This window comes from Thermithiobacillus plumbiphilus (assembly GCF_038070005.1).
In the GTDB taxonomy this organism is placed as follows: Bacteria; Pseudomonadota; Gammaproteobacteria; order Acidithiobacillales; family Thermithiobacillaceae; genus JBBPCO01.
Map to the genome: position 1 here is coordinate 72,719 of NZ_JBBPCO010000003.1, position 20,277 is coordinate 92,995.

At 58.6% G+C, this 20,277-nt stretch carries 21 protein-coding genes; 1 reads left to right on the forward strand and 20 read right to left on the reverse strand.

All coding sequences use genetic code 11. The features are described 5' to 3' along the window. Window positions 1-18: 18 nt before the first annotated feature. From grxD to WOB96_RS04190, 10 genes are all read right to left on the reverse strand, one after another. Window positions 19-336, reverse strand: coding sequence for a Grx4 family monothiol glutaredoxin (grxD, locus tag WOB96_RS04145; RefSeq protein ID WP_341370016.1), 318 nt, complete (start codon window positions 334-336; stop codon window positions 19-21). Between the two features lie 57 nt (window positions 337-393). After that, a complete protein-coding gene (locus WOB96_RS04150) occupies window positions 394-633 on the reverse strand; it encodes a BolA family protein (RefSeq protein ID WP_341370017.1) in 240 nt (79 codons plus the stop codon). An 80-nt stretch (window positions 634-713) separates the two neighbouring features. After that, complete coding sequence (locus WOB96_RS04155; protein ID WP_341370018.1) at window positions 714-1,517, reverse strand: ABC transporter permease; 804 nt, start codon at window positions 1,515-1,517, stop codon at window positions 714-716. After that, window positions 1,514-2,425: an ABC transporter ATP-binding protein gene (locus tag WOB96_RS04160; RefSeq protein ID WP_341370019.1), complete on the reverse strand. Its 912-nt coding sequence runs from the start codon at window positions 2,423-2,425 to the stop codon at window positions 1,514-1,516. The genes WOB96_RS04155 and WOB96_RS04160 overlap by 4 nt, the downstream gene beginning before the upstream one ends. A gap of 23 nt (window positions 2,426-2,448) precedes the next feature. Further along, window positions 2,449-2,763 carry an STAS domain-containing protein gene (locus WOB96_RS04165; RefSeq protein ID WP_341370020.1) on the reverse strand — a complete coding sequence of 105 codons (315 nt, stop codon included), beginning with the start codon at window positions 2,761-2,763 and terminating at the stop codon, window positions 2,449-2,451. Next, on the reverse strand, window positions 2,760-3,383 hold the full coding sequence (locus WOB96_RS04170; RefSeq protein WP_341370021.1) for an MlaC/ttg2D family ABC transporter substrate-binding protein: 624 nt from the start codon (window positions 3,381-3,383) through the stop codon (window positions 2,760-2,762). The genes WOB96_RS04165 and WOB96_RS04170 overlap by 4 nt, the downstream gene beginning before the upstream one ends. Window positions 3,384-3,485: 102 nt before the next feature. Next, a complete protein-coding gene (locus WOB96_RS04175; RefSeq protein ID WP_341370022.1) occupies window positions 3,486-4,838 on the reverse strand; it encodes a TolC family protein in 1,353 nt (450 codons plus the stop codon). Beyond that, on the reverse strand, window positions 4,835-5,326 hold the full coding sequence (gene mlaD / locus WOB96_RS04180) for an outer membrane lipid asymmetry maintenance protein MlaD (RefSeq protein ID WP_341370023.1): 492 nt from the start codon (window positions 5,324-5,326) through the stop codon (window positions 4,835-4,837). Before mlaD ends, WOB96_RS04175 begins: the two co-directional genes overlap by 4 nt. 33 nt (window positions 5,327-5,359) lie before the next feature. Beyond that, window positions 5,360-6,151 (reverse strand): lipid asymmetry maintenance ABC transporter permease subunit MlaE, encoded by a 792-nt coding sequence (gene mlaE, locus WOB96_RS04185; protein WP_341370024.1) that lies wholly within the window; start codon window positions 6,149-6,151, stop codon window positions 5,360-5,362. Beyond that, complete coding sequence (locus tag WOB96_RS04190) at window positions 6,141-6,965, reverse strand: ABC transporter ATP-binding protein (protein WP_341370025.1); 825 nt, start codon at window positions 6,963-6,965, stop codon at window positions 6,141-6,143. The genes mlaE and WOB96_RS04190 overlap by 11 nt, the downstream gene beginning before the upstream one ends. Window positions 6,966-7,127: 162 nt before the next feature. Here WOB96_RS04190 and pmbA point away from each other — a divergent pair, with 162 nt between their 5' ends. Further along, window positions 7,128-8,471 carry a metalloprotease PmbA gene (gene pmbA, locus WOB96_RS04195; RefSeq protein ID WP_341370026.1) on the forward strand — a complete coding sequence of 448 codons (1,344 nt, stop codon included), beginning with the start codon at window positions 7,128-7,130 and terminating at the stop codon, window positions 8,469-8,471. An 18-nt stretch (window positions 8,472-8,489) separates the two neighbouring features. Here pmbA and lnt read toward each other — a convergent pair whose 3' ends face one another. The 10 genes from lnt to WOB96_RS04245 form a co-directional block, all read right to left on the reverse strand. Then, complete coding sequence (gene lnt / locus WOB96_RS04200; protein WP_341370027.1) at window positions 8,490-10,073, reverse strand: apolipoprotein N-acyltransferase; 1,584 nt, start codon at window positions 10,071-10,073, stop codon at window positions 8,490-8,492. Further along, entirely contained in the window at window positions 10,063-10,965 is a 903-nt protein-coding gene (locus tag WOB96_RS04205; protein WP_341370028.1) for an HlyC/CorC family transporter, read from the reverse strand. The genes lnt and WOB96_RS04205 overlap by 11 nt, the downstream gene beginning before the upstream one ends. Continuing rightward, window positions 10,958-11,482: an rRNA maturation RNase YbeY gene (gene ybeY / locus WOB96_RS04210; RefSeq protein ID WP_341370029.1), complete on the reverse strand. Its 525-nt coding sequence runs from the start codon at window positions 11,480-11,482 to the stop codon at window positions 10,958-10,960. Before ybeY ends, WOB96_RS04205 begins: the two co-directional genes overlap by 8 nt. Next, a complete protein-coding gene (locus WOB96_RS04215; RefSeq protein ID WP_341370030.1) occupies window positions 11,469-12,449 on the reverse strand; it encodes a PhoH family protein in 981 nt (326 codons plus the stop codon). Before WOB96_RS04215 ends, ybeY begins: the two co-directional genes overlap by 14 nt. A 51-nt stretch (window positions 12,450-12,500) precedes the next feature. Continuing rightward, window positions 12,501-13,847 (reverse strand): tRNA (N6-isopentenyl adenosine(37)-C2)-methylthiotransferase MiaB, encoded by a 1,347-nt coding sequence (gene miaB, locus WOB96_RS04220; protein ID WP_341370031.1) that lies wholly within the window; start codon window positions 13,845-13,847, stop codon window positions 12,501-12,503. Window positions 13,848-13,945: 98 nt separating this feature from the next. Next, window positions 13,946-15,451, reverse strand: a complete 1,506-nt coding sequence (gene wbaP / locus WOB96_RS04225) for an undecaprenyl-phosphate galactose phosphotransferase WbaP (protein WP_341370032.1) — start codon at window positions 15,449-15,451, stop codon at window positions 13,946-13,948. 219 nt (window positions 15,452-15,670) lie between these two features. Next, complete coding sequence (locus WOB96_RS04230) at window positions 15,671-16,627, reverse strand: glycosyltransferase family 2 protein (protein ID WP_341370033.1); 957 nt, start codon at window positions 16,625-16,627, stop codon at window positions 15,671-15,673. A 51-nt stretch (window positions 16,628-16,678) separates the two neighbouring features. Next, window positions 16,679-17,827, reverse strand: coding sequence for a glycosyltransferase (locus tag WOB96_RS04235; protein ID WP_341370034.1), 1,149 nt, complete (start codon window positions 17,825-17,827; stop codon window positions 16,679-16,681). Next, window positions 17,827-19,218 carry an oligosaccharide repeat unit polymerase gene (locus tag WOB96_RS04240; RefSeq protein WP_341370035.1) on the reverse strand — a complete coding sequence of 464 codons (1,392 nt, stop codon included), beginning with the start codon at window positions 19,216-19,218 and terminating at the stop codon, window positions 17,827-17,829. Before WOB96_RS04240 ends, WOB96_RS04235 begins: the two co-directional genes overlap by 1 nt. Before the next feature lie 61 nt (window positions 19,219-19,279). Further along, window positions 19,280-20,272 (reverse strand): glycosyltransferase family 2 protein, encoded by a 993-nt coding sequence (locus tag WOB96_RS04245; RefSeq protein ID WP_341370036.1) that lies wholly within the window; start codon window positions 20,270-20,272, stop codon window positions 19,280-19,282. Window positions 20,273-20,277 lie beyond the last annotated feature (5 nt).

Genomic DNA, 20,277 nt, shown 5'->3' on the forward strand with positions numbered 1-20,277 from the left:
AATACTCGGGTGGGCGAATCAGGCCTTGGTGCTGTCCACCAGCTTCTGCAGCTCGCCCTGACGGAACAGGTCCGTCATGATGTCGCTGCCGCCGACGAACTCCCCATTGATGTACAACTGGGGCACGGTCGGCCAGTTCGAGAACTGCTTGACCCCATCGCGGATCTGGGGATTCGAGAGCACGTCCACGGTTTCGAACTCGGCGCCGCATTGCTGCAGCAACTGGACAGCCTTGGCGCTGAAGCCGCACTGAGGCATGCGCGGGTTGCCCTTCATATAAAGCACGATCTTGTTGTTCTGGACTTGGTCGCGGATGAGATCCTGCACGTTTTCCATGATGACACTCCTCGTCGATTCAGTCTGGACCAGCCAATACCGGCCGGAGGCCCGGCCTTACTTCTGCATGGCGGCCCATTGGGTGGGGGTCAGGGTGCGCATCGAGAGCGCATGGATGTCGGCGCGCATCCTGTCTCCCAAGGCGCTGTATACCAATTGATGCTGCTTGATCATGCTCAGGCCTTCGAAGGCCTCGCTGACGATGATGGCTTCGAAGTGCTGCCCATCACCGACCACCTGCACGCGCGCGCCGGGCATGCCTTCCTCGATCAGTTGCTTGATGGTTTCTGGTTGCATAGCTCACCTTTCCACTTATGAAGGGGGCCTGTCAAACGGCTCCTTATACTCTGCTTCCCGAATGTCCGCAACAGCACGCCTCAGTGGCGCAGCTTGTAACCCCGTTGCAGCAGGTAAAGCGCCACAGCCGACAAAGCAACAAAAAAGGCCAGCATGACCATGAGGCTGCGCAGCACCGGGGCATCGCTGTGCCCGAAAAAGCCATAGCGGAAACCATCTATCATATAGAAAAAAGGATTGAAGTGGGACAGCAACTGCCAAAAGGCAGGCAGCGAGTGGATGGAATAGAACACCCCGGACAGAAAGGTGAGCGGCATGATCACGAAGTTCTGGAAGGCTGCGATCTGATCGAACTTATCCGCCCAGATGCCGCCGATGATCCCCATCGCCCCGAGACTGCCCGCCCCGAGCACGGCAAACAACAGCAGCATGGGCCAGTGCGCCACAGGCAACTGCACATAGAAGACCGCCAGCAGATAGATCACCAGCCCGACCACCACCCCGCGCACGATGCTCGCCGCTGCCATGGCGGCGAAGAACTCCGCCGCGCCGATCGGCGACAGCAGCACGAAGATGATGTTGCCGGTCACCTTCGACTGGATCAGGCTCGATGAGCTGTTGGCGAAGGCATTCTGCAGGATGGACATCATCATCAGGCCCGGCAGGATGAAGGCCGTATAGCTCACACCGGGAAAGATGGGCGCACGGTCGGCCATGACATGCCCAAACACCAGCAGGTACAGCAAGGCGGTCACCAGAGGCGCCAGCACGGTCTGAAACGCCACCTTGGAAAAGCGCAGCACCTCCTTGCGAAACAGGCCATAAAAGGCGCGCCAGTTGAAGCGGGCCGGCCTGGCTGTCTGGAACTTATCCGGACCACTCATGCGCGCGACTCCATCAGGGCCACAAAGACATCCTCCAGGTCAGGCTCCTGGATGCGCAGATCCAGAATCTCGACGCCGACCGACTGCAGAGCCTGCAGAATCTCATGGATCCCCAACGCGTTCGCATCATACTGAAAGACGTAATGCTGGCCTTCGCCACTGCGCAGCAGCCCCTGCAGGAGATGCGGCAGGATGGTGACGGGACGGGCAAACGCCACCCGCAGGGTCTTGACGGTATTTCTCGCCAGAAGCTCCGCCTTGTGGTCGCAGGCAACCACCTGGCCAGCCCGCAGGATGGCAATGCGGTTGCAGAGCGCCTCGGCCTCTTCCAGATAGTGCGTGGTCAGCACGATGGTATGTCCCTGTTCGTTGAGACGGCGCACGAAACGCCAGAGGCTCTGGCGCAGCTCGACATCGACGCCCGCGGTCGGCTCATCGAGGATCACCACCTGCGGCCGGTGCACCAGGGCCTGGGCGATCAGCACCCGGCGCTTCATGCCACCGGAGAGCGCACGCATATTGGTGGATGCCTTGTCAGCCAGATCCAGCTCGCTCAAAAGCTCGTCGATCCAGTCGTCGTTGCGCCCGAGCCCGAAGTAGCCCGACTGCAGGCGCAGGATCTCGCGCACATTGAAAAACGGGTCATAGACGATCTCCTGGGGCACGACGCCCAGGAGCCGTCGCGTGATGCGATAGTCCTTGCCGACATCATGCCCGAGCACCCTGGCCGTACCGCCATCGCGCCTGACCAGTCCCGCAAGCGTATTGATGAGCGTGGACTTCCCCGCGCCATTGGGACCCAAAAGGCCGAAGAATTCGCCCTGCTCGATGCGCAGATCAACACCGCGCAAGGCCTCGAAGCTGCCGTAGCGCTTTGTGAGCGCGGAAACCTCAATGGCCGCGGTCATGACGGCGCCTGGAAGCAAGCAATTCAGACAAGGGAAAAGACATGCTGCAGATGATACAGATCGAGGAGCTCCCTGAGATGGGCCGGCAGGCCGATGATGCGCGGCACGGGCAACCCGGCGGCTCGCGCCCTGCCGGCGATATCCAGCAACAGGGCGATCGCACCGGAATCGGCTCGCGTCAGGCCGGCAAGATCTATCTCGACCAGCTCCCGACCCTGCAGGGCCTGGCCCAAACTGCGATAGGCCTCATCCAGCGCGGCAATGGTCAGTTCACCACGGAGCGACAGGACACTGGCTGCCGTATCGCCCTGCAGCCGAAATTCAAACAGTGCGCTCATTGCGCCTGCTGGGCGCGCTGCTCCAGCCGATTGAGCAGTGCATCAACCCCCTGCTGGCTGGCAATGCGTCCGAAGGAGGCCCGATAGTTGGTGACCAGACTGACGGCATCGATGGTCACGTCGAAGACCTTCCACTCCGAGCCATTCCAGTACAGGCGATAGACGATCGGAATGTCGGACTGGCCGCCCGTCTGCTTCACCACCATCCGCACCAGCGCGTCACCGCTGCCACTGTCATGGCTGGTTCCGGTCACGAGAATGCGCTGATCGCGATAGCTGGCCAGCGAGTTGGAGTAGGTCCGCACCAGCAGGTCCCGAAACAACTGGACGAAGCGCTGCTGCTGGGCAGGTGACATGGTGCGCCAGTGGCGCGCCATTACCCACTGAGACATGCGGGTGAAATCGAAATGCGGCAGCACGATCTCATCGACGAGCTTGAGCAACTCCGCCTTTTTCTCGGGCGAGCTGAAATCCTTGCCCTTGAGGGCGGCAACGACCTGGTCAGAGGTATGCTTGACCATGACGGCCGGATCCGGGCGTTGGGCAGCCTGGGCCAGCGAACTGAGCGACAGGGCGAAGATCAGCACCCAGAGACGGCGAAAAGCGGTGAGCATATGCATATTGTTCTCCAGAGTGAACGGACCCGTGTTCGACGGACAGGGTCATTAACCATGCCCCGACCGATCCGTTGACCGGCCGGGGCCATCGTCAGGGATACTGGGTCAGGGATACTGACCGGTGACCAGATCCAGCCTGGCAGCGGCCATGTTGTAATCGTTCACCGCACGCAAGTAATCCGCCCGGTTCAGGGCATAGGTCTGCAGGGCGCGCATGACCTTTTCACCCTCGCCGACCCCCGCCTCAAAATCCGCGTAACTGGCGATCATCCAGCGACGCGCGGCGTCACTGCCCTTGTTCAGAGCGCCAACCGTTTCCCCGAGCGCCTTGAAATTGTTATAAGCCTCGGCAACCTCAAAGGGTATTCCCTGCTGGGCGAAGCTCGATTTTTCTTCCAGGGCATTGAGCTCGGCCTGGGCATTGGCAACCTGCGCGGAATTCACGGCCCCCTGCCAGTTCCAGCGGACACCCAGCACCGGCGTGGCGCCATACTGGTGAAAGGGATCATACAGGAAGGGGTTTTTCAGGTCCTCCCGCTGGCTGGCGTAGCTGACGACACCCACCACCCCGGCATAGACATCCGGATAGGCCTCGGAACGCTTCGCCGCCACCAGCGAACGCCGGGCACGCAGACCGGCCTCCAGCTGGGCCGACTCGGGCCGCGACTGCAAGGCAAGCTGCTGCAACTGCGCCAGGCCCTTGCTGTCGGCCAGGGTAACCGACACCGGCGCGATATGAGCATCGGCGATCTCCAGGGGTTCGGTACCCGGCAAGCCCGTCAGCAGGTGCAGCCCCTGGGCAGCCGTCGCTTCCACGGCCCGGGCCTGCAGGATGAACTTGCGCAACTGCGCTTCACCGGCCTGAAGCTGGAACAGATCCGCCTGGGTGGCATCCGCATCACCGGAAGCCAGCCATTGCTTGACCATGTCCTGCGCGCCCAGCACCCGCTTTTCCACATCCTCGAGCATCAGGCGCACGTCCCGCGCAGTCAGATAGCCAAAATAGGCGCGTTTCACTTCCAGCATGGTCTGACCACGGCGCAGGCGCAGATCGCCTCGCTTGACATCCGCCTGCCCCTGGGCGGCGCGCGCGTAGTTGTCGATCTTGCCGAAGGTATAGAGGGGCTTGATGATCTGGAACTGCAGCATCTCCCAGTCGGACAGCCCGTCCACATCATAGGCATCACGGCGCAGATTGTTGCTGCCGGGTTCGAAGATGTTGCCATCCTTGGCCGTGGTCATACCGATGAAGGCGTTGGCGCTGATCATCAGGCCACGATGCCCCAGCGCCTCATCGATGATGGCACGCGCGGCATCCACCAGCTTCTCGCGTTCGGCAATGCGGGGATCGTGCTCCAGGGCACGCTGCACGGCTTCATCCAGGGTCAGCGGGGCACTGCTGGCAGTACCGGACCACAGTAGACCAAGCAGACAGAAATTCAATACGCGCTTTTTCAAAACTCACCTCCTGCCGATGAATCAGCCTTCGGGCTCTCTGCGGCCTTGTTATACAGGAACTGGCCGATGATCTCTTCGAGGGAAATGGCCGACTGCGTGATCGAAATCTGTCCCTGGGGCTTCATCATATCCGGAGCGCCGCCTGGAGACAGAGAGACATATTGCTCTCCCAGCAAGCCCGCGGTGTAGATGCTGGCGCCCGTGTCCACCGGCAGCTTGATGGCGGGGTCGATCTCCAGGGTGACCACGGCCAGATAGGATTTCGGGTCGATCCGGATATTGCTGACCCGACCCACGGACACGCCGCCGAGCTTGACCGGGGCATTTTCCCGCAGGCCGCCAACACTCTCGAAACTGGCGGAGATCGGATAGCCGCCATCACGCCCAAGCTCGGCCAGATTGCCTACCCGCAGGGCCAGCAGGACCAACGCAGCCAGACCCAGCAACACGAAAATGCCCACCCACCAGTCCACTGCCCGACGTTCCATCCTGTTCCTCACTCCAGGCCTCGCGGGCCATTCCTAAAACATTAAGGCCGTCAGGACAAAGTCCAGGGCCAGCACCACCAGGGCCGAGCCGACCACGGTCCGGGTCGTGGCGCGTCCCACGCCCTCGGCGGAAGGCTCGCTGCGATAGCCCTGCCAGGTTGCCATCCAGCTCACGGCCAGGCCAAAGACCAGGGCCTTGGCCAGACCGCTCAGCACGTCATCGACCAGACTGACATTGGCCTGCATCTGCGACCAGAACGCACCGTTATCAACGCCCATGACCGGCACGGCAATCAGATAGCCGCCCCAGACACCCACCACGTCATAGATCGCGGTGAGGATGGGCAGGGCAATCACGCCGGCCAGAAGGCGCGGCGCCACCACCCAGGACAGCGGATTGACCGCCATCATTTCCATGGCCGCCAGTTGCTCGGTGGTCTTCATCAGGCCGATTTCGGCGGTGAGCGCGGAGCCCGCGCGGCCGGCAAAGAGCAGGGCGGCCAGCACCGGCCCCAGCTCGCGCACGAGCGACAGCGCGACCAGGGTGCCGAGCGACTCCGTCGCACCGAAACGCACCAGGGTATTGTAACCCTGAAAGCCAAGCACCATGCCGGTAAAGAGTGCCGCCACCAGCATCAGCAACAGGGACAGGACACCGACACTGTAGACCTGACGCGAGAGCTGGCGCCACTGGAAATGGCGCTGCCCGACGGCCGCGAGCGTCTTGAACAGGAATCTCGTGCTGGTGCCGAGGTTGGCCACGGTCTCCAGCAGGACATGACCCGTACGCGGCACGACTTCCCACCAGCCAGCCTTAGCGTGCACGAACACCCTCCAGAAGCTCCTGCTCATAGCTCCGGCTGGCCGGATAGTGAAAGGGCACCGGGCCATCCGGGTCGCCCCGGAGAAACTGCCTGATCAGGGGCGAATCGCTCTGCTGCAATTGCGCCGGCGTGCCCTCGCCAATCACGCGCCCACCAGCAAGCACGTAAGCATAATCGGCAATGCCCAGGGTTTCGGCGACGTCGTGGCTGACCAGCACCGAACTGGCGCCCAGGGCCTCATTGAGCTGTTTGATCAAGGTCACGACCACGCCAAGGCTGATGGGGTCCAGGCCCGTGAAGGGCTCGTCATAGAAGATCAGCATGGGATCCATGACCACGGCCCGCGCCAGCGCCACCCGGCGGGCCATGCCACCGGAGAGCTCTGCCGGCATCAGGTCCCGGGCGCCACGCAGGCCCACCGCCTCCAGCTTCAGCATCACCAGACTGCGAATGAAGGATGCCGGCAGGCGGGTATGGCGGCGCAGCGGAAAGGCCACATTTTCATATACCGACAGGTCGGTCAGCAAGGCACTATGCTGAAACAGCATGCCCATGCGCTTGCGAATCCCATACAGGCTGGATGTGGACATGCCGCGCAGGGACGTGCCATCCACCAGGACCTCGCCGCGCGAAGGCTGCAGTTGGCCACCCATGAGTTGCAGCAGCGTGGTCTTGCCCGTGCCGCTGCCCCCGAGGATGGCGATGATCTGGCCTGGCGGCACACGGATGTTCATGCCAGAGAGGATGGACCGCTTTCCCCGCTCAAAATGCAGGTCGCGGACCTCCAGAACATGCTTGCCGGCGAAATCGGTCATACGCCCCCTTGTTTGTTTTACCGGCGAGCCAGAGGCCCTGACCGATCGGTCAGAACTATACAGGAGACCCCAGTTGCCGCACAAGGGAACCCCCCTTTCGGCAAATTGCCACGCAAAAGGGTTTTCGCTACCCTGTCCGGTCAGCCCGAAAAGGATTCGACCATGACCAGCACCGTCTCCCAACACCGACATGATGTTCTGCAAGATCTCGTGGCCCAGATTCTGGACGAAGCCAAGCGCCAGGGCGCCAGCCAGGCCGAAGCCTCGGTGAGCGAGGGCAAGGGCCTTTCCGTCACGGTGCGCCTCGGCGAGGTGGAAACCATCGAATATCATCGCGACAAGGGGCTGGGGGTCACGGTGTACTTCGGGCAGGCCAAGGGCCATGCCTCCACTTCCGACTTCTCGGAACAGGCCATTCGCGAGACGGTGCGCGCCGCCGCCACCATCGCCCGCCACACCGCCGCCGATCCCTTTTCCGGGCTGGCCGACCCCGCCCTGCTGGCCCGCGACATCCCGGACCTCGACCTGTACCACCCCTGGGATATCGACAGCGATGCCGCGGTCGAGCTCGCAAAGCGCTGCGAGGAGACGGCGCGCAGCGCGGATCCGCGCATCTGCAACTCCGAAGGCGCGACACTGGGCACCGGCGAAGGCCTCTCGGTCTACGCCAACAGTCACGGCTTTCTCGGCGCCTATCAGTCCTCGCGCCACAGCCTGTCCTGCTCGGTGCTGGCCCAGGACAGCCATGGCAACATGCAGCGCGACTACTGGTACGATGTCAGCCGCAAGGCCGGGAATCTGCCATCCCCGGAAAGCATCGGCAGGATCGCCGCGGAAAGAACCCTGCGCCGGCTCGATGCCCGCAAGCTCAGCACGCGCAAGGCGCCGGTGCTGTTCGAAAACCAGGTGGCCTCCAGCCTGCTCAGCCATTTCGCCAGCGCCATCAGCGGCAGCAATCTCTATCGCCGCACCAGCTTCCTGATCGATGCACTGGGCCAGCGGATCTTTTCGCCCGAGATTCGCATCTACGAGGAGCCCTACCGCAAGATGGGCCTGGGCAGCGCGCCTTTCGATGGCGAGGGCGTGGCCACGCACAATCGCGACCTGGTAAGCAGGGGCGAGCTGCAGGGATATCTTTTGGACAGCTATAGCGCGCGCAAGCTGGGCATGACCAGCACCGGCAATGCCGGGGGCGCCCACAACCTGACCCTCGAGCCCGGCCAGCAGGACCTTGCCGCGCTCTTGCGCACGATGAATACCGGCCTGTTCGTGACCGAACTCATCGGCTTTGGCGTGAACAACGTCACGGGCGATTACTCGCGCGGCGCTGCCGGTTTCTGGGTGGAAAATGGCGAAATACAGTTTCCGGTGGAAGAGATCACGATTGCCGGCAACCTGAAGGAGATGTATGGCCAGATAGCAGCCGTGGGATCGGACATGCTGATCCACGGCAACACCGGCTGCCCATCCATCCTGATCGAGAACATGACCATCGCCGGCGCCTGAGCCAGCCCTTGGCCGGCCTCACATGCCCGGCACAGCCTGAACAGGCAGGCGCCGCCGGGCGCGCATCTGCCAGAGCAGGGCGAAAGCGATCAGGAGAGCAGCAGCCAGAAACACGGGCCCGTCGCCATGGCGGGCATAGGGCGTCAGCCCCGACCGCCCCTGGATGACGCCCGTCAGCGCCCCCGGCTTGAACTGGGGCAAACGGGCCTGGATCTGCCCATCGGGCCCGACGATCACGGTAATGCCCGTGTTGGTGGCGCGGGCCAGGAAGCGCTCGCTCTCGCGCGCCCGCATCTGGCCCATCTGCAGGTGCTGGTAAGGGGCAACGGTATTGCCAAACCAGTCGTCATTGCTGATGTTCAGCAGGAAACGCGCGCCGCCCACCACATCACTGCGGATCTCATCGGCAAAAGCCGCCTCATAGCAGATGGAAATACCCGCGGCCGAGCTGCCGACCGGCAGAACACCGATCTGCTGGCCGCTGGAGAAATCCCCCTCGCCAGGTACCAACTGGCTGGCAAAGCGGCTGATCAGCGGGCGCAGCGGCAGATACTCCCCAAAGGGCACCAGGTGGCGCTTTCGGTAAGCCGTGACTCGCCGGCCATCCAGCGCGATCGCACTGTTGTAGTAATCCACCACCTGCCCGCGCGCGACCCGTTCATCGATGCCCAGCACGATCTCGGCATCGTGATTGAGCGCCCAGCGCGAAAACGCCTGCAGCAGGGTTGGGACCTCATCCCGGAACAGGGGAATGGCGGATTCCGGCATCACCACCAGTTGCGTGCCCGGCGGCGTCGACAGCAGCAGATCGACATAGCGCTTGATGGTCGGCTCGACCTGCTCGGGCGACCATTTGACGGCCTGCGGGATATTGCCCTGCAGGAGATACACCTTGGTCGGCTGCCCTGCCGGGCGCGAGAAGCTCACCTGTCCCAGGAGATGGCTGGCCAGCATGACGCCCATCACCACGGGAAAACCGACCAGCCAGATGGCCCGGCGGGTTTCCTGCGCCCAGCTCCAGGCCAGCAGACCCGCCATCCACGCCGCGACGAGACTGATGCCGTAGGTGCCCAGCCAGGGGGCCAGGCCCCCGAGTGGCGCGGTCGCCTGGCTGTAACCGAGCGTCAGCCAGGGAAAGCCCGTGAAAAGATGCCCCCGCAGCCATTCCCCGAGCACCCAGAAAGCCGGCAGGGCGATGAGCAGCAAGGGCCCGCGTTCCGGGAACACGCGCCGGGCCAGGCCGAGCGCGATGGCCGGGAAGAGCGCCAGATAGGCCGAGAGCAGCAGCATGAGCAGAATGGCCACAGGCCAGCTCATGCCACCGAAGGCGTGCAGGGTATGGGAAATCCAGTACAGGCCCGCGCCAAAGGCCGCCAGCGCGAACAGGTAAGTGTGCGCAAACGCAGCCTTGGGCCCTTGCCGGGCCAGCAACGCGAACAGCGCCGCCAGGATCAGGAGTGGCAGCGCGGACAGGTTGAAAGGCGCAAAGCCCAGCGGCCAGGCCAGGCCGAGCAGCAGGGCCATGAATGCAGACCAGACACTGACCGGGCGGGGAAAGGCCCAGGCCGGGTAGGCCGGGCTCAGGCTCCGCTCAGGGTTCATGCGCCCCAGCGCGTGACGGCACAGCCACAGGCAAATCCTGCTGATGATCCTGGCGGGACAGGCGGAAGGTATATACCCGGCGCCGGTCGGCGCGTGTCACCTGCAGCTCCAGGCCGCCATCGAGCTGGAAGCGGTCCCCGGCTCGTGGCAGACGACCCATCTTCATGGCCACATAGCCGCCGAGGGTATCCACGCCCTCACCATCGAGACTGATGCCCAGGGACTCATTGAAATCTTCCAGCGGAATCAGGGCATTGACGATGAACTCGCCGTTGTCGCGGGGCAGCATCATGACATCCTCGTCGATATCGTACTCGTCCTCGATATCACCGACGATGATTTCCAGCACGTCCTCGATGGTGACGAGCCCGGCGGTGCCGCCGTATTCGTCCACGACGATGGCCATGTGATTGCGATTGGTGCGGAATTCCTCGAGCAGGAGGTCGAGATGCTTGCTCTCGGGGATGAAGGTAACAGGACGCAGCAGGCTGCTGACGCGCAACTCGCGGGGGCCATTGGCCTGGCAGGCGCGCAGCAGATCCTTGGCCAGCAGGATGCCGCGGATGTCGTCGCGGCCATCGCCGATGACCGGGAAACGGGAATGGCCCACCTCCACGACATGGCGGATGATTTCCTCGATCGGCGCGGAAATCTCCACCACTTCCATCTGCGCGCGGGGGACCATGACATCGCGTACCTGCGAATCCCCCACGCGAAACACGCCTTCAATCATGCGCAGGGCATCAGTATCGATCAACTGCCGGTCATTGGCTTCGCGCAACAATGCCAGCACATCTTCCTGATCTTCCAGATTCCCACGCAGGGACTGGGTGAAACGCACCCACCAGGATCGGGGACGGGTATCCCCGTCCGGACTTCGGTCTTCACTCATGTGTTTCCATCTCAAAATAGGGGTCGGCCACACCCCGGTCGGCCAGAATTCGGCGCTCCAGCCCTTCCATGAGCGCGGCATCGGCTTCCTCGATATGATCATATCCAAGGAGATGCAGGGTGCCATGCGTCAAAAGATGGGCCCAGTGATCGCGGAGCGGCTTGCCCTGGGCTTCCGCCTCCCGGCGCACATAGGGAAGCGCCAGCGCGAGATCACCGAGATAATCGCGCTTGCGCCCAAGCGCATCGGGCAGCGGATCTGCGGGAAAGGATAGCACATTGGTGGCCCTGTCCTTATGCCGGTAGTCCCGGTTCAGCGCCTGGATCGTCTCGTCGCCAACCAGGCGCACCGACATTTCCAGGATTTTGCCCGGCTCGATACGGGAGGATGGCGCGCGCAAGGCATCAAGGATCACCTGACGGGACCAGACACGCGCTGGCAGGCCGGTAGCGTCCACATCTTCATCCACCATCCAGTGCAGCACCAGCCGCGTTTTCAGGTCTTCAGGCGCCGTCATTGGTCCGCTCATCATAGCGCTGATAGGCCTGGACCACGCGCGCCACCAGCGGGTGGCGGACCACATCGGCGTTCTGGAAGAAAACGAACTCCGCGCTCTGGACATCCTTGAGCACCTCCACCGCCTGCGCCAGTCCGGACAACTGCCCCCTTGGCAGATCCACCTGCGTGACGTCGCCAGTGACCACAGCCTTGGAGCCAAAGCCGATGCGGGTCAGGAACATCTTCATCTGCTCGGGGGTGGTGTTCTGCGCCTCATCCAGAATGATGAAGGAGTCATTCAGGGTGCGTCCGCGCATGAAGGCCAGCGGAGCCACCTCGATCACCTGCCGCTCCATGAGCTTGGCGACCTTGTCAAAGCCAAGCATCTCGTAGAGTGCATCATAAAGCGGGCGCAGATAGGGATCGACCTTCTCCTCCAGGCCGCCGGGCAGGAAGCCCAGGCGCTCGCCCGCCTCCACCGCCGGGCGCACCAGGATGATGCGCCGGACGGCATCGCGGCTCAGGTGATCCACCGCCGCTGCCACGGCGAGATAGGTCTTGCCGGTGCCAGCCGGCCCAATGCCAAAGGTCAGGTCGTTGGCGAGAATGGCATCCAGATAGAGCCGCTGGCGTGGCCCCCGCCCCTGCACACTGCCCTTGCGGGTCTGCACCCGTGGTCCTTCCTGGGGCACGTCCTCCTGGGTTCCTTCCACCTGCACCTCCTGAATGGCGTGATGGACCATCTTGGGCGTGATACGCCGGTTGTCGCGCGCAAACCCGTACAACATGCCAAGCACGCGTCCGGCCTCCTCGACCGCGATTTGCGGACCGCTGATGTGAAAATGGCTGCCACGGGCCAGAATGACCACGCCCAGGCGGGTTTCGATCTGTTTGATGTGCGTATCCAGCTCACCGGCCATGTTGGCCAGCATCGGACTGCTTGCACGTTCGGGGGTATATTCGAGCTCAGTCAGTATGTTTGACAATCCAGGCGTCCATATGGAAGAAAGGATAAGAGGCGGGCCGGCAGGGCAGGATCAGGCGCCATGGGCTTGCTGATCGGTGAGTACCACCCGGCCGCGCAGGGAGTTGGGCAAAGCCTCGGTGATCCGTACTTTGACCATGTGGCCGATCAATCGTTCCGGCGCCTCGAAGTTCACACTGCGGTTGCAGGCGGTACGCCCGGTCAGTTCCTGATTGCTCTTGCGACTGCGTCCAGTGACCAGGATATCCTGCTCAGTACCCACCATGGCCTGCGAGCGCGCTGCCGCCAGCTCATTGATGCGTGCCTGCAAGCGGCTCAGGCGGGCATCCTTGATGGCCTCGGGCACGGTATCCGGCAGGTCGGCCGCCGGCGTACCCGGCCGGGCGCTGAACTTGAAGGAGAAGGACTGATCGAACTGCACCGCCTCGATCAGCGCCATGGTCGCCTCGAAATCGGCCTCGGTCTCACCGGGGAAACCGATGATGAAATCAGAGGACAGACTGATGCCGGGCCGGGCGGCCTTGAGGCGGTTCACCTTATCGAGATACTCGGCAGCGGTATGCTTGCGGTGCATCAGGTCCAGGATGCGATCCGAACCGCTTTGCACCGGCAGATGCAGGTGCGGCACCAGCTCGGGGATATCCCGGTGCGCGTCGATCAGGCTGTCGCTGAACTCATTGGGGTGCGAAGTGGTATAGCGCAGGCGAAGAATGCCCGGGATCAGGGCAAGCCGATGCAGCAGCAGCGCCAGATCGCTCTCGACATCATCCTCCATCACGCCACGATAGGCATTCACGTTCTGACCCAGCAGCGTGATCTCGCGCACGCCCTGCTGCGCCAGGGATTCCACCTCGGCCACGACATCCTCGAAGGGGCGGCTCACCTCATGACCCCGCGTGTAAGGCACCACGCAGAAGGTGCAGAACTTGTCGCAGCCCTCCATGATGGTCACAAAGGCGGTCGGCCCCTCGGCGCGCGGGGCAGGCAAATTGTCGAACTTCTCGATCTCGGGAAAACTCACATCCACCTGCGGCCGGCGGGAGGACCGGGCGGCATTCAGCATCTGCGGCAAGCGGTGCAGGGTCTGCGGGCCGAACACGATATCCACGAAGGGCGCGCGGCGCCGGAGCACCTCGCCCTCCTGGCTCGCCACGCAGCCCCCCACCCCGATGATCAGGTCCGGCCGGGCCTGCTTCAGGGGCCGCCAGAAACCGAGCTGGGTATAGACCTTGTCCTCGGCCTTCTCGCGGATGGAACAGGTATTGAGCAGGATGATGTCGGCCTCTTCGGGCGTGTCAACACGCACCGCGCCATGCGAGGCACCGAGCACCTCCGCCATCTTGGCGGAATCGTACTCGTTCATCTGGCAACCGAAGGTCTTGATATAGAGTTTCTGCAAGGGAGATCCGGATAAAGCTGAAGAACCGTTCATTATAGCGGATCGTTCAAGGGAGGCAATGCCGAAATCATCTTCTCAGACTGCGGGCACGCGTGGTGTCAGTAGGCACCCTTACGGCCGAGCACGACATTGAAAGTCTTGAACAGGATGACGATGTCATACCACAGCGACCAGTTCTTGACGTACCAGGTATCCAGAAACACCCGCTCACTATATCCAACGTCATTGCGGCCACTGATCTGCCAGAGACCTGTCATGCCGGGTCGGGTCTCCAGATAATAGGCCAGGTCCTCGCCGTAGCGCTCCAGCTCCGCCGTCACCACCGGGCGCGGCCCGACCAGGCTCATGTCGCCCTTGAGCACGTTCCAGAGCTGCGGCAACTCATCCAGGCTGGTCTTGCGCAACCAGGCACCAATGGGGGTGATGCGTGGATCATCCTTGAGCTTGAAGTCGCGCGCCCACTCCGCCCGTGCGGCCTCATCGGCGGCGAGCAAATCGTCCAGCACCCGATCGGCATGGGGCACCATCGAACGGAACTTGTAACAGCGGAAAGACTGACCGTGCTGTCCTACGCGGGCATGACCGTAAATGACGCACTCACCGGTCTGACGTACCCGGAAAGCCAGATAGGCAAAAACCGGCGACAACAGCAGAATCAGCAAGGCAGATCCAATGATATCAAATGCGCGCTTGATGATCTGGGAAGCCCGACGCCCGAGATTATTGCGCACCCGCAGCATCAGCACTTCGTGGCTGAAGAAGTGAGTGATTTCCATGCCCAGGGTGGGCAGACCGCAGAAAGTAGGAACGATGTTCATGTCCTGGTAGACCAGGCTGAGACGCTTGAGCGTACGCTGATGCCGCGGCAGCCCGCCCTCATCCAGGGCCACGATCAGATGCGGATTTCCGAGATACGCCAGGACGGTTTCAGGGCTTTCCCCCAAGGCCAGCATGGGAATGCAGCGATCTGGCAACTCGACGTGCTCAGAGAGATTTGCCTGCTCGCCGGGCGGGGCCAGGAAAGCCACGACGTCATAGCCCAGCAGCGGCTCGCTGCGCAGGGCCGCCGCCGCATCCCGGGCGTTCTGGCCAATGCCGAGAATGGCTGTCGGGCGGGCCCAGCCTCCCCTGCGGAGCAGTGCTTTCTTGATCTGTACCCGAAACAGGGGCACCAGCAGCAGCGCGAAGGCCCAGGTGGTCATCAGCCAGACCCGCGAGAACTCCCAGCGCCCGAGGAAAACCAGCACGGCATCCACCGCCGCCACGATCAGCAGGACGCGCCAGGTCTCCCGCAGCTCATCCCAGAAGGGCTTGCGCTGGGAATAGTGACCCATATTCCAGAAACCAAGCAGCGCCGACATGCTCAGGCCAAGGAAAACCAGCAGGCGAATCGAGCCCTGCTGGTGCCACCAGATCATATAGGTGTCCAGCAGCGATAGATTGCTCCACCACCAGGCGCCCAATCGGCCGAGGAAGAAAGCCAGGAAGAGCGCAGCAAGATCCCCGGCAGCTAGCAGCAATTTCTCGCGCCGCACCCGACTCAGTGGTGCAAGCCAGGCCGGACGCATGCCCGTTGGAGCAACGGGCCGGTCAAGTACCTTCATCTCCCCCACCCTCCTGTCTTCGTGGATCAGGATTGGTATGTAGACAACGAGGGCGCCTATCTTGCCAGAAAATCCGGGTGGGCGTAAGTGGATACTGGTCGGAGGAGATTTCAGAGACGTGGGTGAATTTTTATGGATGCCCGCCCAAGCAACTACCACAGCCAACAGGCCCTGCGCAGCAAGGCTCAGTGCGTACTTGCCCAACATGACCAAAGTTGGTCAGCCGCGTGCCGATTCCCGCTCCCAAAAGCGCCGATGCATGCTCAGCCGCTTCTTCAACCCCACCGGCAGCCGCGCCTCCAGCTTGCCCAAACGATACCCCACCAGCTTCAGCACTGTGCGCAGCAGCGCAGAAGGAATCAGCCAAGGCGCCTTACGCAGTAGGTATTTCAGCTCCGAAATCACAAAGCGTTTACCCTCACCCGAAGCGCCACCAAAGTTCTCCTGGATCCACGGCTCACGGGCATGCAGCACCCCGACATCGAAATACCGCCGAAATTCCTGACGAAAAGTGTAATGATGGGAATGATAAACCTGAGCATCCGCGCAGTAGGCAACCTTCCAGCCCTGAAGCAGCATCCGGGCAGCAACAATGGTGTCCTCACCGAAGATAGTTCCAGAGGGAAAGCCACCTACTGACATCAGGGCTTCACGACGATAGGCTGCGAAGGAATTGGAGATAAAGACTGTCTTGAGGCCCAGCTCTGCTGAATCAGCAAACTGCTTTATGCGGGATTGATTAGGATAGTTAAACATCCTTGCATGCGCCTCAATCGGCCTTGCCCGAACGTGCGGTAACTGCCGACCATAGACAGCACCCACTCTACAATCCACAAACGCCCCCAAAAGCTTACCCAGAGCATCCCGATCCGCAAGCAGCGAGTCCTGAGTCATAAAAATTAGAACATCTAGATGTGATAGCAGGCTCACCCCCAGCTGCCGCGTTCCACCGTGATCAAATTCCCAGGGTTGAATAGTATGTGTGAGGACCCCAAGTTGGGAGGCCACATTCACTACATCGCCTAAGCTACCCGAATCAATCACCAATATGTGGTCTGGCTGGAAGATCTGACATTTAAGAGTAATTAGCCATTTTCGCCAACCCGGGCCAGGGTTCAAGGTGGGCACAATAATGCCAAATCTGAGCTTTTGTACAGGCAAAGTAGAATCAATCACGATATGAAGAGTATGTCAGCATGGCCGCTTGGAAAGAAAATCCTATTCCCTCTATGTGGAAAGCCTATTCAAGATTGAAATGTAAGTTTCAGCAGTGTGACTCTTCAAAAGGGTTTGGAAAGCACGCTCCGCTTGCGCCATATACTTCTTTCGATTATTTAAGAGATCAATGGCCAAACCTATCATGTCTTCAGCAGTATCAGCCGTAGGAAAGGGACATGCCTTACCAAACTCAGTCCCTTCAATAACTTGAGATGTCGTCAATACTGGCTTACCAAAAGAAACCGCATCAATAAGCTTAATTTGAACACCGGCGCAAGCCAAACTCGGGATAACAATAGCCGCTGAATCAGCAACAAACTCTTCAATACTCGGAACAAAACCATGTACATACACATGTGGAAGCCGAACTATATCGAAGGCACCCTGCCCGGCCACATGAAACTCAACGTCAGGAACTGACTGTTTTATTTTTGAAAAAACCTCCCGAATGAACCAATTTACACTTGCAAGGTTCGCAGACACTCGTAGGTCGCCAAAATACACTAGTTTATTCTTACTTACTACATATTCGCTCCGTTTACTAATAGCATCAACATCAACCAAAGGAGGAGCCCAAATTGCCTTCGAGTTTAAATCAGGACATTTACCCTTAGCCTTTTCCATTTCTGATGATGAAATAAAAATGTAACCATCAAACTTGGTGTACACCTCCTTTTCATATTGTCTATACTGGTGCGCAACTACATTGTGAGCAATTTTATGCCGCACAGTCTGAGACATATTCGCCAGTGCCAGATGATAATCACTCTCGATATTGTGCACTCTCAAAAAAGTTTTTGCCTTCTGAATTGGAATCAAAAACCTGTACAAAGACATGTGGAGACCTTCAAATATCATTGTCACACCGGGCTGATCCCACTTAACCACTTCACTCAAAAGCTCTTTATTATACCGACTGACAATCGGATATGGCAGGATCAATGCTTTCGGGCTGGGAAAAAAACCCCTTTTGTAAATCCCAATGGAATCTTTTAGTACAGAATCGCGGGCAATCTCAGCATCTCTGTCTACACAAAAAATCTTTTTAATGTTGAGCCCCGCATCAACCATAGCTTCAGCGCGCCGCTTAATGTCTTCTGTTCCACCAGTCACATCTCGCCGCAATATATTTACAGGAGACAAAACTACATATCTCATTACGCCTCCCGATTAGATCCATATAGCTGGACTTTTTCAAAGAAGACCAGCCTGTAACCATAGAGCGTAGCAATAGAGATACATGCTGCTATGAAGCCCGGAACCAGCCCTGTTACCACAACAGTCATAGGAAATAACCAAAAAAGAGTTACGTAGACGACAGCAATCGGCGTCTTTATTGCCAATGCATGTTCGTACATTCGTTGCATAATTACCAACAAAAAACCCAAGATGCTTCCCACGAATAACACGCCAATCCACCAGAAGTTTATATAGACCTCTCCAAATATCGAAAAATCAACTGTATAATTTGTGTATTCAGGAAAAAGCATATGGGTCAACTCATCATTCGGCAAGAGAGGCTTCTCTGGCCATATTGACCGGGGAACAGCCTGCAAGGGAGCAGCCAAATATGAACTGCCCCACTTGAAGTTTAGATCAGTGGCATGGGTAACCCAGTGCATCAAATAAGCGAAATTACCATACGAATCTAGCCTCGCCATGAGCGCCGCCCCAACATTACTCAAATCCAAGCTCTTTATAAGATTATAGGCTTGATCAATGGACAGATTCTCGTGCACACCAAGAGCTCTTGCTTCTCCCAGAACCACCACTACTGGCGCCAACGCAAAAACCACAAATATTAGCACGCCATTATTAATGCGCTTTACAATGATATGGCGACTTAACAACAGAGCCAACAGCCCAAAAACCAGAACCCCACGCACACCCGAGGACAAAGCAAGGAATACAAACGTAATTCCAGAATAAAATAATAATAACAATCTACCACGAAAAGGCCGTTCCCGCGAAATAACCATTAAAACCAGAACCAAAAAGCAGGAGTATACAAAGAAATTTGCAGCCAAGTTAATATAAGAATAACCCTTCGAGTTTGCAAACTGCCTAAACTGCCAAGGACTAGCAATGGGACCAAATGGCCCAGAAAAACCAGCCTGATAGGCCAAAAACGTGAAAAGTACGAAGCCACCTGTCACCAGCCCTACAACTCTCCACTTTAACTTGCAACCAGGCTTTAATTTAAAATTTATAAAAAGCCCAGGAGGCTCCCTTAATATTCTTTTTTTACTGACCATATATATTAACATAGCCACTAACAAACATAAGATTATATATAAAACGGGGCCTTCCTCTACCCTCTCAGAAAACATCATACCCAAGCCAAAATATAGGCCAAACGTATTTATAAATATATTTTTCGGTGAAAATAAGTCTGTATACCCAAACAACCCCCTACGGTAATTCAACAAAAAAGAGACCAGCGCCAAAAACAAGAAGTACCACAATAACAAAACATGGACCGGCCCACTAAATGGAACGTCCAAAGCCAATACTAAAAAGGAAAGCAAAAAATACAAGATGGTCAACACTTACAAACCCTAATTTATACAACCTAAACATACCACCCAATCACCGAGATTTCTTCAGGCCTTATCTCTTTTCTATAGAACGAGTTTTTGGCTTTGCCAAATGCAGCACCCCCTTTCTTGCCCCCCTCCAAACTGCACTTGCCCTTGCAAGATCGCCTAATATAATTCTTTTTAAGATCCTACCCGCTGTTGCGATACTTATTGGAAGAACGGGCATCTTGGCGTGTGTTTTAAAAAAAAGCACAGATGAGAAGTTAAAATATTCTTCTAAAGCCACGCTCTTTTTGCCCAAAGATGCAGACTCTTTATGAAACACCTTTGATTTTTCTGCCACCCCCAATTTCCATCCCTTCTGCATCAACCTAAACGCCAAATCCGTGTCCTCCCAATACATAAAATATCTTTCATCAAACCCACCTACTTGGTTCAGTGCCTCCCGGCGTATCAGAACACTGGCCGCCGTTATATAATGAACTTTATTGGGTGCAGTTGGGGCTATGTGGTGACCACATCTTCCAGCAAATAAACTGACCCACCCTCCACCCCAAGCCTGGACCTCTTGCGGCCTATCCATATAATGCAACACTGACCCAACAGCTCCCAGCCTTGAATCCCCTTGCATCTTTTTCATCATCTCAACCAAGGCATCAGCACTAATTACCGTATCGTTATTTAAACACCAAATAAAGTCACACTCTTCGCGCATCTTCGCGTACCTAATGCCCACGTTACTGCCCGCACCAAACCCTAAGTTTTTACCTATTTTTATCACAGCCAAAGAAACAGAGTCTGCACATGATAAGCTTCCCTTTTCAAGATCTTTTATATCGTAGAGGGCATATGGTATAGGCTTTGGACAAGCCGAACCTGACTCAGCAGACAGCCGGCCTTCTGCCCATGCCTTAATATGCTCTATGGAGCCATCGTCTGACCCATTATCGCATACAATTACCTGGTATTTACTGTATGCATTAGAGAAGACGCTCTCCAAACAATTCAGAGTATCACGCCAACCCTTCCAATTTACCAAAATCACACAAACCAAAGGTTCCATAAAAC